At 48.0% G+C, this 13,271-nt stretch carries 17 protein-coding genes; all 17 read right to left on the reverse strand.

Annotation, left to right across the window (positions count from 1 at the left end; translation table 11 throughout):
• Positions 1–32: 32 nt before the first annotated feature.
• On the reverse strand, positions 33–458 hold the full coding sequence (locus AACQ83_RS13270; protein ID WP_112879531.1) for a phage tail assembly chaperone: 426 nt from the start codon (positions 456–458) through the stop codon (positions 33–35).
• The gene (locus AACQ83_RS13275) at positions 458–898 is read right to left on the reverse strand and encodes a phage structural protein (protein ID WP_112879533.1); all 441 of its coding nucleotides are present in this window, start codon (positions 896–898) and stop codon (positions 458–460) included. Before AACQ83_RS13275 ends, AACQ83_RS13270 begins: the two co-directional genes overlap by 1 nt.
• Positions 899–908: 10 nt before the next feature.
• Positions 909–2,375: a DUF3383 domain-containing protein gene (locus AACQ83_RS13280; RefSeq protein ID WP_192881058.1), complete on the reverse strand. Its 1,467-nt coding sequence runs from the start codon at positions 2,373–2,375 to the stop codon at positions 909–911.
• Positions 2,376–2,378: 3 nt separating this feature from the next.
• The gene (locus AACQ83_RS13285) at positions 2,379–2,939 is read right to left on the reverse strand and encodes a phage neck terminator protein (protein WP_112879535.1); all 561 of its coding nucleotides are present in this window, start codon (positions 2,937–2,939) and stop codon (positions 2,379–2,381) included.
• The gene (locus AACQ83_RS13290; RefSeq protein WP_112879536.1) at positions 2,917–3,303 is read right to left on the reverse strand and encodes a head-tail adaptor; all 387 of its coding nucleotides are present in this window, start codon (positions 3,301–3,303) and stop codon (positions 2,917–2,919) included. The genes AACQ83_RS13285 and AACQ83_RS13290 overlap by 23 nt, the downstream gene beginning before the upstream one ends.
• Entirely contained in the window at positions 3,290–3,808 is a 519-nt protein-coding gene (locus AACQ83_RS13295; RefSeq protein WP_112879537.1) for a hypothetical protein, read from the reverse strand. Before AACQ83_RS13295 ends, AACQ83_RS13290 begins: the two co-directional genes overlap by 14 nt.
• Positions 3,805–4,215, reverse strand: coding sequence for a DUF4054 domain-containing protein (locus AACQ83_RS13300; protein ID WP_112879546.1), 411 nt, complete (start codon positions 4,213–4,215; stop codon positions 3,805–3,807). The genes AACQ83_RS13295 and AACQ83_RS13300 overlap by 4 nt, the downstream gene beginning before the upstream one ends.
• On the reverse strand, positions 4,184–4,387 hold the full coding sequence (locus AACQ83_RS13305) for an STY1053 family phage-associated protein (protein WP_146747926.1): 204 nt from the start codon (positions 4,385–4,387) through the stop codon (positions 4,184–4,186). Before AACQ83_RS13305 ends, AACQ83_RS13300 begins: the two co-directional genes overlap by 32 nt.
• A gap of 47 nt (positions 4,388–4,434) precedes the next feature.
• Complete coding sequence (locus tag AACQ83_RS13310; RefSeq protein ID WP_112879538.1) at positions 4,435–5,382, reverse strand: DUF2184 domain-containing protein; 948 nt, start codon at positions 5,380–5,382, stop codon at positions 4,435–4,437.
• A gap of 8 nt (positions 5,383–5,390) precedes the next feature.
• Positions 5,391–5,888: a structural cement protein Gp24 gene (locus tag AACQ83_RS13315; RefSeq protein WP_112879539.1), complete on the reverse strand. Its 498-nt coding sequence runs from the start codon at positions 5,886–5,888 to the stop codon at positions 5,391–5,393.
• 11 nt (positions 5,889–5,899) lie between these two features.
• Entirely contained in the window at positions 5,900–7,156 is a 1,257-nt protein-coding gene (locus AACQ83_RS13320) for a DUF2213 domain-containing protein (protein WP_112879540.1), read from the reverse strand.
• A 3-nt stretch (positions 7,157–7,159) separates the two neighbouring features.
• The gene (locus AACQ83_RS13325) at positions 7,160–7,693 is read right to left on the reverse strand and encodes a phage head morphogenesis protein (RefSeq protein WP_192881060.1); all 534 of its coding nucleotides are present in this window, start codon (positions 7,691–7,693) and stop codon (positions 7,160–7,162) included.
• Between the two features lie 76 nt (positions 7,694–7,769).
• The gene (locus AACQ83_RS13330) at positions 7,770–9,239 is read right to left on the reverse strand and encodes a DUF1073 domain-containing protein (RefSeq protein WP_112879541.1); all 1,470 of its coding nucleotides are present in this window, start codon (positions 9,237–9,239) and stop codon (positions 7,770–7,772) included.
• 217 nt (positions 9,240–9,456) lie between these two features.
• Positions 9,457–10,977, reverse strand: coding sequence for a phage terminase large subunit (gene terL, locus AACQ83_RS13335; protein WP_112879542.1), 1,521 nt, complete (start codon positions 10,975–10,977; stop codon positions 9,457–9,459).
• Positions 10,931–11,590 carry a terminase small subunit gene (locus tag AACQ83_RS13340; RefSeq protein WP_112879543.1) on the reverse strand — a complete coding sequence of 220 codons (660 nt, stop codon included), beginning with the start codon at positions 11,588–11,590 and terminating at the stop codon, positions 10,931–10,933. Before AACQ83_RS13340 ends, terL begins: the two co-directional genes overlap by 47 nt.
• Before the next feature lie 254 nt (positions 11,591–11,844).
• The gene (locus AACQ83_RS13345) at positions 11,845–12,531 is read right to left on the reverse strand and encodes a hypothetical protein (protein ID WP_112879545.1); all 687 of its coding nucleotides are present in this window, start codon (positions 12,529–12,531) and stop codon (positions 11,845–11,847) included.
• A gap of 378 nt (positions 12,532–12,909) precedes the next feature.
• Positions 12,910–13,271 (reverse strand): lysis protein (locus AACQ83_RS13350; RefSeq protein WP_146747927.1); only part of this gene is annotated, 362 nt, incomplete at its 5' end.

Consider the following 13,271-nt stretch of genomic DNA (forward strand, 5'->3'; position numbering starts at 1 on the left):
GAACTCTTCGCCGTTCGGCAAAGTGTCAAGTACTAAGCCGCTGGCGGGAACGGCGTCTCGGCGGCGGGGAGTGCGTGCAAAAAATTTCCCAGCGAATCCCCGATTACACGTGCCACAAGCTGTAACAGTGTCGGCAGGTCTATGTCATCGAAATGCAAGACTCCTTGGGAGAATACGGCTGTCCATCCCTTACCGTGCTGACGGGAAACAACGGACAAACAGGGGTAAAGGATCGCGTTGCAATCTTCGTCGCTTAAGTCACTAACTGCTTGTGCGATTTTAGGCAGCGCCTTCTCTAAAGCCCCTTCCATATTTTTGTCTTGGGCCATCGTCTGTACGGCGCGAATATCTGATACCAGCCCGGCAAGAACGGGGAGTAACTTACGGGATACTTTGAGCTGATCGAACACGTTCAGCTTTGCCGTACGGTATTGAATACCATTAACTTCAAATTCCATCAGAACTCTCCTAATACCTGGTCTATTTTGATGCAGTCAAACACCCACGCAACGGTACCGCCATCTTTGGCATTGGTGTAATCCGGTTGTTTCTGAAATGCACAACCCCGCGCTGTCGTGACTTCGCCAGAAACCCGGTTACGTATCAAAAAGACGTTATTCCCCCATGTTCCTGATGACTGCGATTGCGCGTTGTAAGCCAGTGAGAGTTTTTTATTCGTCGGTGAAGTTTTCAGCAAGTTCACTGTGATAGAGCCGGATTTTCCCGCATGTAATGAATGCATCCCTTCACCATCTGCGCCGATGGTCATCGTGTTCTTGGCTTCGGTCATCGTGATTGTGATCCCTTCCCCCGAAGTTGCCGAACCATACCCAACATCAATAACCCCGGTCGGACCGGTCAGGGATGCGGATACATCCATAAATGAATAGGTAGCCATTTATCAACCCTTATCTGTTTACATTAATAATGACATCAGCATAGTGAACAGCACCTGCTAATTTGATTGCACACTGAATAACCGGTGCTTTTCGGGCTTCTCTATCAGCCTGTGCCTGCGTTGCAATTGGCGGTGCGTAGACGTAATACCCTTTGGTTAAGGTATCGCCCGGTTGGATCTGTCCAATCTGTCCGCCGTTCCAAACACCGGGAGCCACCAGCCCGTTTGTTACCGCCTGATCAAGGGATTGCTCAACATTGGTCAGTAAACGCGTAACGCCTGCGTCAGTTTGGGGGATCTTGCTGGTACTGGTGTAAAGCAGGTTATAAAGATTGTTCTGAACGTAGTTCTGTAACCAATCCAGACCGTGGCGCTCATCAATGAAATCCCCGTTCGCCATAACCCCTTCTTGAATAATGGCTGTATCATTGTTGTAGTTAACAAAAACATTGCCGTTTTTCTTCTTCAAAGCGTTGGCTTGGGTTGCTGTCAGGCTTTCCGCCGTCACAGCCGGTTCCTGTTTAAATTTCAGGGTAATGGTGGTGTTATTGCCCTTGAAATTGACGGTAAACATTCGCCCCATCAGAGAAGCCACGGTATAGGGTTTACCGGATGAATATTGCCAGAGCGTACGTTGATAGTTGCCAGCTTTCAGTTGTGATCCGATATCGGTATCAACATCAGTGTCCAATGCCTCTGTTTTCTGCGCTGTATGTCCATAGATACGGGAAACAGATGCGGACTCAATGTAATCAGCAACAGAGAGAACATCATCGTCCGTCAGTGTATTATCGGCAACCACCAGTCCGTACCAGCCACCGGATACCGATCCCAATGTCGCTACTGCTTCAGCAAGGGTTTCTGCCTTGGCCGGTTCGATAGCGGTAGCGCCTGATACTTTGTCCAGTTTTAACAGGTCACCAATATAAGTTCCGGTAGTCGCTGATGAGACATAACCTATCGAGCCTGATGCTTGCAACGAAATAACAAAACGTGATGCATCCCACGTCACTGAACACTCTCTCAGCTTTTCCGCTACCCGTTGAGCGACGCCATTAAGATTGGTCTCTTTACTCAAATCGATGCCGTTGTATGCCGCTTCTTTACCGTTAATCGTTAACTTAAAAGAGCCATCCGTAATAGCTGTAAAGTGGCTGATGGCTTGTTGTTGTTGCTTAGTCAGTATTGCGCCTCTTAAAGCGGCAAATGCCTGATCTTTTACCCACCGACCAATATGTAAATCAACGGGACGGGGTGACTGAGAATAATAAAGCGCCGCCGCCTGATATTCTGGTGTATCTAACCCAAAATCAGCCCCAACACCATCGATATCGGAATACAAGCGTAGCCGCTCATGGGTATCAATCACATGACTGGCGCCCACTATCAGCAATGAACCAAAGTTTCGGGATTGCGCGGCACGCGGGGCCATGTTTATCGTGACATTGACGATATTTGAAACAGGTAATCCCTGCATAATTTAATCTCCAAAGAATTTAACCGGCGCTTCCACCAGTGATTTAACACCGTATTCACGCGCCACTTTTCGCCGCAAGGTGATCGTCATGTCATAACGACGCACCCACTGGTTGTTAATGAGTTCGGGAACGGAAAAGATACGGCCGTAGTTGCTGAGTGACAGACCAAATTGATTTAATTCAGCGTTGTTCTGACTGAGCGTGATCCCGTCGCGAAATTGTGTGCAATGGCGCTGCCCTGCTGGACCGTAAAACGAGATAAGACATTCGATTTTCTCATGACGCCACAAATCGGTGCTTTCATCCGTCTGATTAACGAAAGCGGGATTATCATCGGAAACTATCGACGAGATCCCGAAAGCGCACCAGTTAGCATTGTGACTAGGGAAGACGCGTGTTTCATCGTTCGGTTGCCATTTCGGAAACATCATTTTCCCCGGTAAACCGCTAACTGAACTCATCCAGCGAGACAGCTTTCGCTCTACCTCGCGGTCATAGTCCGGGGCTGACACCGGTGTAAGCCAGCCCGGTTGTGTACTATTATTCAATAGGAATTCCCCCATCGAACGGCAATAGCTCACAATGGGCTTGAACAAAACCCGCGCCGTAAGCCGTATAAGGATCAACCGATTTAACCAAATAATCCCGGTTTTGATACGTGACAACATCGCCCGTTTTATCAGTTTCACCCGCAATCAGCCGCGTTGTTGTGATAATCAGAATATTACCGCTGACGACTTGCCCGGACATCCTTATTTGGGCCTCAAGAGAACTATCAACTGTCACCACTCCGGCAAAACCTTGAGTGGTTTTTTCCGAAGTAGCAAACCCATCATCATCAACAACGACGGTGCGCCGGGTATATTTCAGTGTCGTATCGCAGAAATCGGGATCAAATAAAACATCAGTGACATCAAGAAACGGCATTTTTATTCCTCACTACATAGTTGATAGAGCGCAAGAGATAGCCATGAGCATAAAGCGGCTTATCCCCCGGTATTCCCTGCCTGCGCCGAGCCTCTTTTGTCGCATCAGAAATGGGAGCCAGTCGATCACCGTCACCGATCACTTTCTTTGCCCCGTCACGCGCAATTTGTCCCGCTTTTTCCAACTCACGGATAGCCGCGTCCTGCTTACCTTCAAGAGCAAGCTCTGCCACCGCTTTTAAATGTAAGGCTGTGCGGTCCCTGGTATCATCAATACCGAGTTCAAGAAAAGGGCGCGGAGGAAGCGTTACCGTTTTTCCACCCAGTTTCACGGTTGCCCCTGTGGATTGCAGATAGCCGATTTCCGCGTTGTTCAGGCTTTCCCCGTCTTCACGCGCGGCTTTATCTGCCGGAATACCTACCAATACGTCCATACCTGATAGCTTTTTGAGGGATTCCAGCACTGACGTTGCATTGTCTTTTCTGACCGTCAAACCACTTTTCATAACAATTGCCTCCCACCAGCCCCGAACATCGACCACCACCAAAAGAACTCGCGCCCGTACGCCGTATTATTCCAGAATCCGGCATCAGGATTAATGATGCCCGACACATCATAACTAGCACCGACTTTATCGACGGATTTTGACGTCGCTATCCCACCAGCGGCAGTATTTACCCTGCCGCTGATAGAGGCACCCATAACAGCCTTCCCTCTCAGCTCGACGTAATGCGCCGTGAACAGTTCAGCCAGATAGACGAACTGATCGCCGTGAACAGTCTGGTCGAGCAGATTATCCGCCTGACCGAGATAGAAATTGATTGCTGTATCGGGGTAGTGGGTTTTGTCGGAAAATTCGGGAAAGTCGGTGCGGAATTGATCAACTGTCGGAAGAAGACTGTTTTTTGTCACTGCCAGCCCTCCCCCTTTTGTCGTCCTGCTCCTCAACAGGATTATCCAACGCTTGCGCATAGGAAGGAAAAGCCCAGTGTTTCGCCACTTCATCCGAGAACGATTTAATACCCGGCGAAAGCACCGCCTCGCGGCCATCAGGAAAACTTAGTGTAACGCTACCTGTAACCATATATCGTTTCATATCAACCTCAGTAAGCGGGACTAACCCGCTATTAATCAAGCTACAGGGATATCCAGATAGGCAATAGTATTCGCGTACGGCACTTCGACTTGCCCCAAGCGTCCGTAGTAGGTGGTCAATTGGTACAAACCGCGAGGCTCTAATGGCGTGTTCAACAAAGGAACTAACGGGAAGCGGATATATTTCTCTTCCTGTGTATACGCTACGATACGATGTGCGCCACGCGCACCGCGTTTAGACGCCCATTTCATGGAGACAATCTCAAGCGGCTCGCCGTTCTCTTGAAAAGCAATGGTGTTAATCTTGATGTACTCCAGTACTGAGATATTTCCCGCGTCTGAAACCTTCTTGCTGACTAACAGACCGAACAACTCAGGCGCTAACCCGATTTTGCGCGGGCATACCGCATAACCCGACGCCAGCCAGGCATCCGTCAGCAAAATGTTGATATCAGCAACGATATCGTCAGGGGAAGTTGCTTTCGTCCACGCGGCGGCGGCGGCGCGAGGGGTGACTTGAGACAAGTTAAGTAACCCGGTCATTTCTAACTCGGCATCACCGATATAAACCTGCTCGTCAACGTCCATGTTCCATTTCAATTGCATGGCGTCGTATTTCTGCGTATCAATTGGACGTCCCACCTGTTGAGCAGAGGCTAACTCCGGTAGCGTCCAGCCAATTTCCATGCCCCACAGTGTTAAAGGTTGTGGCGTTTTCTCAATGTTTAGGCTGATCCCGGCAACCGCAGTCGAGTTCTTGCCGATCCAGTTTTTGCCGTTCGGGTTAACCCCGCCCATTGCTGCCAAGTCAGTGTTAGTGAAAGATGAAACCTCATCCGCGATAGATACATCGGTGCGGAGCGACATATCGCGGCTCCATTTAAACGAAACCAGCGGCAAATTAAGCGTCTGATCGATGCGCTCTAATTCTCCGGCAAGAAATACACCGGTAGAATCTTTTGTGGCTTTATCAATAGTAAACATAGCGTTCCTTAAATGTTATATGCGATTTCGATATGGCCTGATGCATCACCCGGCCCCATCACTTTGACTGCCGGTAATTCAGGTGTGTTTTCAGCGGTCTTATCAGGCATAATAAGAAACGATCCGAGTGGGCTGTCGTCCGTTGCGCCCTTCACGCGAACATAGACTTTACCGCCCTTCTTTGCGCTTTCTGCCCCTTTTACAGCGACCGCCATATAGCCACGTTTTAGGATATCGCCAGTCGTACCAGCCTTTACTCCGAGATGAGCCATGTCGGATTGGGCTTGAATGGGATAAGGGCGAACTAAAATACCCACTACGTCATCTACAGTGTCACCATCGCCTAGCGGTACGAACTTATCACCGCTGTACTTGCCAGCCAGTCCGTACTGACTAAACACTTTTTTGGGGTCCAGAATTGCGGGTTCAGTGGTCAAATCGCGCAAACGAGTGACCGTTCCGTTAAAGCCAAGCGGCATACGGGTTAAATAGGATGTTCCTGCCATGTGTGATTACCTTATTTGTTACGTTTCCAGAAATCGGCGTAGACTTTGTTCAGTTCTGCCGGGGTGCGAGCGATAGCCTGCACATGATCGCCAGTGCGTGTTGGAATGGGTTGGATATGGTTTTTCGCCTTATTAACAGCAACTGCTCCGTTGAAAACAGCATCAACCGTTGCTTTCGGCGCTTTAGAATAATCCGAGATGCCGAACGATTTCAGATAAGTACTATCGCCAGTGCGCATAGCCTGATTCAGCACTTGACGCTTGAGTCCTTTATCACCTGTAGGTTTAAAGCCCGGACAAATGATTTCCGCGTCAGCAATGATATTGCGTCGATATGCAGCGTCGCCGGTTACTTTCGCGTCTTCATCTTCGTCATCAGGGTTGCTATCCGCCGTTTTCCCTTCTAATGCATCCAAGCGAGTTGATACCGAATCCATGAATTTTTGAACCCAAGGCGGCATATCGTTATCACCTGTTGGCTTATCTTTAGCATCGGGATCAGTGTCCGTAGTAGTTCGCTCCGCAGGCGGTAATGCGGTTGCCTGAGAAGGTACATTGATATTGATTGTTGCACCCGGAATCGAAGTCATCCCATCGGATGGAAGTTCTGGCGCTTCATCGATGAGTTTCGCTAATGTGTCGTCGTCTTTGGTTTTGACGGCCGTAGCCAATCTTTTAAGCCATGCCATAACAGGCTTCTCCTTTTTGAATTTAAAATTTGGGGCTGAATCCCCGATCGCACAGCGAGAACCCGCCCGGCCTTTCTCAACAATGGCGAGATGGTTTCCTGTGATTTGGTATTGTTTGCCCTTACCTGGGGCCAACTGTTTGTATTGAGTGTCGTAACCGCAACTGACATCTGTCATTCCAGTGTTTACTGCATCGATAGCCTCCTGGCGTTTAACCAGCACGTCAGCCACCAGCAGATCGGACTTATCGCCAGTGCCGCGTCGCACATTTTGAATATGACCATGCGCCAGTTCTGAGAAGTTGGAAGGATTAACGAAAACAATGTTTCCTTTATCATCTTCGGGATGGTCCAGTGTGACCGCCACCCCCTCGAATGACGCCATCGTTTCGGGTGAGAAAACCTCATCCTCAGTGCGATAAACCGTCACTAAGCCGCTAGCATCCGGCTGTAAATCTATTTCTTCGGGTAGATAAGTTTGAGTGCCGGTACGCGCTATCGGTACGTCTTTACACAGCAAAGAGCCATCGGCTTGTAGATAGCGTGTTTCACCAAGCTTCGTCGTAAAAAAATATTTCATGGGTTACTTTCTCGGTGGGGGTATGTGAACTTCCGACCAACACTTACAATATGGCAGGCATCCCGCGTGGCCTGTCATCCCGTCCAAAGTGGGTGGTTTGTGCCAGTACACAAATTTATCTTTCATCTTCTTATGCGAAGGACGCGTACCGGCTCCCTCAATGCGCCACCAATAGCCCTCTGAACCCACTGACAATGCTCGTGCCTGAGTGAGTGCGCCGGTCGCTCTCCCTATCTCCGTGTGTGCTATCATTCGCACACGGCTTGATGCAACCTCGCCGGATTGCATAATCATCTGATAAAGCTCGCCCGGCCTCTCACCGTTGATAACTGCCTGTATCGCTCTATCCTGAATCTCTTTAACACGTTCGGCAGCTTCCAGAGGCAAGGATTTCATCAGTTGAATCTGACGATAAACAACGTCCTGGGCTACCTGACCGACAGGTGTATTCCCCACTACGTCGCGTAACCCTTCAGATATTTGCTGAGACACAGAACGCCACTGGTGCCATTCTTCACCCTCAACTTGAAGGAACATTTTGTGTGCAACAGAGGCAATCCAATCGTCAAGAACCTGCGAGTAATCGATAAGATGACCAGAAACGGTATCAGCGCTAGCCTGAGAACCATCGTAATAACCGGTGACGATTTCGCCCACCTGATGAGCTATCGCCTGTAGGCTTTTCTCGTACTGCACTACTGAACGTCGGCGGAGGGCTGGTTTCAGATTCAGACTCCGTCCACTGTTTTTTTGCTTCCTCAATGTCTTCATCTGTGATTGAACCTCCAATGCCGATAATGTCAGACAAGTTGCGCAGGTCATTCATAGCAGCGTGGACAGGCATGATTCGCCGATCCACCAGCGTACTGACAGCCGTCGCGACATTGTTAGCCATTGTTGCTCTGTCCGTGTCCGACATCTCCCACAATTTATTAAATATAAAAGCGAAATCGTCAGGCAGGGGCGAACCAAATAACGAGCGATGAGAGATATCCAACAACCATCTCAACGGACGGCGGAGACGTCTTTCTTGCAGTGTGTTAACCCGGCTGTAGTAGTTCTCCAAGTCGCCGTCGCCCGTACTGAATCCAGATGGAGACTGCCCAAACAAACGGACTAATGGGATACCTGTAGCACCTGATACCTGCTCAGCAAAGCGCAAAATGACATCAGCGATACCGGCAAATGAATAGCTATGAGTCTGGAATGTGTCCAACGCGTCCATTAGCGTCATACCTTCAATTGTCTGAAACTCACGGATCATATCCATGTGCTTCATCAGCGCAGCATATACTGGACTTCCTTCGCCCACCGCAAGAATTTTTCTTAACCCGTCAATGCTATACGTCCGCAAGTGCGCTTTGTGAATGAGCTGAGTCGTACCTACCGTTGCTGTGTCAAAAGCTTGGACACGCTCAAAAATGCGCTCTACAACCGACATCCCCCAGCCGTTTTCAGTCAAAGCTTGCTGGAATGGCAGCGTATCGCCTTCCATGCGAATAACGCGCGAGTGATGGATTTTCCAGGGGGGAATTCCCTGTTGATTGATCACTACGTTATAGAACTTGGGTTTTCCAAAGTAGGGGCCGTATTCCTTTACTAGGTCACTATCTGTCGGCTTGACCATCCAGCGGTCGAGGCACATCACGCCCTTAAACTGCCCCTCACTGATTGTTTCAGGATTGAGCGGTGTAGACATGTCCTGACCGTCGATCAACACCACAAGCAATGCCCCTCCGTACAAACGAGACCATTTCAGGGTATTATTTAACTCGTCCCAAATCCCGATATCTTCCCAGAGCGTTTCCAGTTTTCCTTTTGCATCGGGTTTCATCCGTGAACTAATCGTTATGCCTTTCCGCGTCATATCGTCAGCCATCGCATCCACACCAGCGCCAATTAAGAATGAGCTACGATAGCCAAACTCAATTTGTACTCTGTTGCGTGAGATGTAACCTGGAATGTAGGTACCGCCAGTTTGAATATTCGAGGTATACCCGCCCAGTTTTGCATTAAAGTTGTTGTACCCGTCAGCAGTCCTAACGGGCTTTTTTGTGCCGTTACGGCGATTTTTACGGGTCATTGCTCTCTCACTGAAAATTGTCGGATTTAGGGACTTTTTAACATAATGGATCTTAGGCGAACCGAGGGTTTGGGGTTCACTCAAATTCGCTACCCAAATGGATAAAACCCTCAATCTTTCTTGGCAAATCAGGCGCTTTTATTTGTTACTGAGTTGTTAATAAAAACACCAAAATCATTTCGGGGTGATTTTGGCATGAAACCGTTATTTTATGGTGTTATCGTCCTAAAGTTTCCCATATAACCAGGTCACCAGATTTCATATCAGAAATGGCGTCCATCATCGGATCGAGCTGGTCATCGTGGGTGTTAAAATCGGATGTAACGGCTTCCATCTCAGTTAGAAAATCGTTTATCCATTCAGCCTCGGCGGGGAGATAGATGTATCCAGATTCGATATATCCCTGAACATCCATCAACCGGGTGAACTTGTCCTTATCTCTCTGAATGGGTATGACAGGGCATAGAGCCTCTGTCTGGATTTCCTGAATCAGCCCAGTGCCAGAGGCTTTATCTTCTATTTTCATTGAAATCAAAGAACCACAATCTTTTCTGGCTTTACATTTCACCCAAAACGCCACCGCGCGACGTTTAAGTTCCTTGGACTCCCACTTTCCCCGGATCATGTCAATCAGGTATATTTTTCCGTCTTCACCGAGTCCCCATAATTCAAAAGCAGAATAGTCATTGGCTTCTTTGATTTTTTGAGCCGTATCTCCATAGACCGTGCTCCAACGAATAGGGGGAAGGACTTTGTACTCACCAAACCACGCTGACTTGATTAAGCCGCCGCCTTTTGCTGTGGGGCGTTGTTGATAGAGCGCATTCCAGACCAGCGAACCCCGTTGTTTACATTTATCAACAAAATCACGCGGCATGCGCTCAGGAAACAGAATTTCACCGGGCTTTCTTAAGTGGTATGTTTTGCCGTTCAGCTCGTGAATTTCTTCCTTCTCGGCTTCCATCGGAAAACTGACAACACGCCACTTTTCGCCGCCTTCCTCCGCTAGCTTAAGAAGTTGCCCTGCAAGGTCATTTTGATGCCAGCGTGTGAGGATAATTACAATGCCATTCAATTTCGGGTCAGCGCGAGTAAAGAACGTCGTGTCATACCAGTCCATCACCGCCTCTTGGTAAACCGGAGATGATGCTGTTTTATAATCTTTAGCCGGGTCATCAATAATGCCGATGTTCATCCCCTGACCTGTGATACCGCCATTCACCCCCGCCGCACGATAAGAACCACCGTGTAACTGGCCTTTTGCGTCCAGCACTTCCCATAGCTCAGCAGTACGAATTGCCCCACCAGCCAGTGTTCTGATGTTCGTTCCGTTAAGTCGCGTGTTCGGAAACACATCTTGATATTTTTCTGTATCAATAATGCGTTGGGTATCTCGTGACATGCGATTAGCTAAATCAGACGAGTATGAACAAGAGATAATGTGCCAGTTCGGGTGCTTGCCTAGCGCATAAGCCGGAAGCCGACGAGACGCTAATTCACTTTTTCCAGACCTTGGCGGGGCGAATATCATCAAGCGCGGCATCCTGCCATTTTCAACATCTTTCAGGAACTGATCTAACTCAAGACACAGCAGCTCATTAAACCATCCCGTTTCATACCGCGGATTTGTGTAGAGCGTGAAATCCATCAAAGATGATCGGGCTTGTTCTATTGCTCGACGCCGATATGCCTCAAGAGTCTGTAAGTTTCTCATCGAGTTGTGATGAGCGACGGCCATATCCGAACTCCTTCAATCTCTCATCCAGTTGCTCATCGGTTAAGTCGGCTATCTGTATCGGTCCACCACCAGCGCCAGTGACTTCTGTTTTCTTCGGCGCTTCCCAACCCTGTAGCTCACTCAATTGCTTTATTGCGGCTTTCGGATCATGCAGCTTTAACTTGATGCCGTCTTTGCCTGTAGTGAGTTCTGAAATGGCGCTCAATGCGGCGGGGTCTTGCAATGCTGAATCTTTGAATTGCCATGAAGCTTGGAATACCGGCTTACCGTCCTCGTCTTCCCCTATCTGACAGTTGCGAAACTCGGCTATATTGTAGATAGAGACACGGCCCATTGCTGATAGTCGCTCAAGAGCCTCTTGGCGGCTCATAACTGCATCTGAGATGGCTTCGGCGTTCATTGCGTCGAGAAAAGCTTTAACCTTATCAAAACTCATCATTCTACTTGCTTGGGTATGAGCCGATTCTCCTTTCGCCTTCCCCCCTGACAGCTTGTAAGCATCTGTTAAGTTCTTACCCTTAAGAATGTGAGTGACAAATTTTTGCTGTAATGGAGTTAAGGCATCGAAAAGAATCTTTTGCTCATCTGTGAGCGTGACTTTCTTTTGTGCCATTGCTTAGTTCCTTACTTCGACAGTTCACAGGCCATCTTCATGACCTGCTCTAATTCTTCGTCACTTAACCCGTGGTACCGCTTTAGCTTTATGATACCCAGTAGCATCTTGGCTTTTCTTTCTGCTACTTCTGCTTCACGTATTCTTAGTCCCGGTGCAAGTTTGTGCGGGGGTATTTGGTGCTCAGGCATATTTACCTCTCTACATCTCTTCCTCAGAATAAAAAAGGCCGCACTGGGCGACCGGGTTTGAATTTAATTTATCGGCTTAAGCGGCGGATTTGTTTCTGAAATAGCTAAATCAATATCAGACATGATTAACTCTTCATTTGTTGCGATCATGTAAGTTTTACCATCCCCAGCCGCCCAGTAATGTACTGGGATTTCGTCAACATCAACAAAAGGAAAAACATCATCACTTACAAGTACGTATCTTTCTGCTCTTGAAGTTAAAGTACGTCGCTTACCGTGGTGCTTTCCGCCGACGATTAGACACTCCGCACTCTTTTCGCTTGTATCTCCGAGATCCCATTTAGCTCCCTGCATTACTGTTTCATAAAACTCTTTTGCGCTTTTCTTTAATTCTTCTAAAAACACAATAAAGCGACATCTGTATACGTCAGTAAGAAGCATGTGATGATCTTTCCGCAAAGTTTCATTGCCGCATTCGTCAGTAACTGTATATGAAATTCTAACTGTGTTCGGCATCCCCTTACATTGCGTTACCTGAAAAGCTTTAGCCTCTTTAAGACTTTTCAGTTCAAGATGCTTCCACAGAACGTCTGTTTGTTCTGCATTTACTTTAGCCTGTTCGGCTTTCACTTTCATGAATTCAACTATTGCTTGCGCTTCTGTTAATGTGCCTGCTTCAATCGCATTTAACACATCACATGCAACGGAATCATAAAAAGAAATGCTTTTAATATATTCAATGGGTGTCATATTAACCTCGTCTCGTTAATCGTCATTGGTACTCGGCAGGCGGTGACAAAATCCGCTTTTCGGGAGCGACCCTAGCCGAGTTGTGCATTACATCATCAAACAGAAACAGTTAGAACCCCTTCCAGTTTGGAAATAGTTAGATTTAGAACTTTATGCTAAAAAGTCAGTATCTGCTCGCAGGGCGCCCATAAAGAAATCACTACTATCGTGCACTCTGTCAGCAGAATGCTCTGAATGAGTTACTTTGACGGTTTGACTGAGCTGTATTTACTTACATCATGGGAAAACAATATTGTCTTCAGTGCTCGCGAGTTTTGCCATCAGAAGCAACCGTAGAGATATGTCTACAATTGAATTTCTCTTGTTGTGACTGGGCTGTTACTGACACTGAGTTTTGATGTAGTCCTGCAAGCCCTCTAGTTGTGTCTGCATCGTTGTTACTCTTTCGGTGAGAGTGAAATAATCCCTGATAGCGGGGTCTTCCAATCTGGGGCTGGCTGCATCATCCACGCCGGGGGAGGAACTGGCTTTGTCTTGATCACAGGTGGCCGCGATGCGCAACCGGCGACGACCAGCGGCAATATCATCACGAAGCACATCAATTTCAGATTTGGCATTGGCTAGTTCCTTTGTATGCTGATTATCCAGTTCAGACAGGCGCCTTATCCTCTCCTGCTGATTAACGATTTCATTCTGCTGCTCCAGCAACTCACTCTGTAGCTTAATGCTTGTATCGAGCT

The organism is Photorhabdus sp. S10-54 (assembly GCF_963878145.1).
GTDB lineage: Bacteria > Pseudomonadota > Gammaproteobacteria > Enterobacterales > Enterobacteriaceae > Photorhabdus > Photorhabdus kayaii.

Bases quoted from the DNA above. Each gene is read 5' to 3' on its own strand.
- AACQ83_RS13270 (WP_112879531.1), bottom strand. From the start codon at position 458: ATGGAATTTGAAGTTAATGGTATTCAATACCGTACGGCAAAGCTGAAC.
- AACQ83_RS13275 (WP_112879533.1), bottom strand. From the start codon at position 898: ATGGCTACCTATTCATTTATGGATGTATCCGCATCCCTGACCGGTCCG.
- AACQ83_RS13280 (WP_192881058.1), bottom strand. From the start codon at position 2,375: ATGCAGGGATTACCTGTTTCAAATATCGTCAATGTCACGATAAACATG.
- AACQ83_RS13285 (WP_112879535.1), bottom strand. From the start codon at position 2,939: ATGGGGGAATTCCTATTGAATAATAGTACACAACCGGGCTGGCTTACA.
- AACQ83_RS13290 (WP_112879536.1), bottom strand. From the start codon at position 3,303: ATGCCGTTTCTTGATGTCACTGATGTTTTATTTGATCCCGATTTCTGC.
- AACQ83_RS13295 (WP_112879537.1), bottom strand. From the start codon at position 3,808: ATGAAAAGTGGTTTGACGGTCAGAAAAGACAATGCAACGTCAGTGCTG.
- AACQ83_RS13305 (WP_146747926.1), bottom strand. From the start codon at position 4,387: ATGGTTACAGGTAGCGTTACACTAAGTTTTCCTGATGGCCGCGAGGCG.
- AACQ83_RS13310 (WP_112879538.1), bottom strand. From the start codon at position 5,382: ATGTTTACTATTGATAAAGCCACAAAAGATTCTACCGGTGTATTTCTT.
- AACQ83_RS13315 (WP_112879539.1), bottom strand. From the start codon at position 5,888: ATGGCAGGAACATCCTATTTAACCCGTATGCCGCTTGGCTTTAACGGA.
- AACQ83_RS13320 (WP_112879540.1), bottom strand. From the start codon at position 7,156: ATGAAATATTTTTTTACGACGAAGCTTGGTGAAACACGCTATCTACAA.
- AACQ83_RS13325 (WP_192881060.1), bottom strand. From the start codon at position 7,693: ATGTTCCTTCAAGTTGAGGGTGAAGAATGGCACCAGTGGCGTTCTGTG.
- AACQ83_RS13330 (WP_112879541.1), bottom strand. From the start codon at position 9,239: ATGACCCGTAAAAATCGCCGTAACGGCACAAAAAAGCCCGTTAGGACT.
- terL (WP_112879542.1), bottom strand. From the start codon at position 10,977: ATGGCCGTCGCTCATCACAACTCGATGAGAAACTTACAGACTCTTGAG.
- AACQ83_RS13340 (WP_112879543.1), bottom strand. From the start codon at position 11,590: ATGGCACAAAAGAAAGTCACGCTCACAGATGAGCAAAAGATTCTTTTC.
- AACQ83_RS13345 (WP_112879545.1), bottom strand. From the start codon at position 12,531: ATGACACCCATTGAATATATTAAAAGCATTTCTTTTTATGATTCCGTT.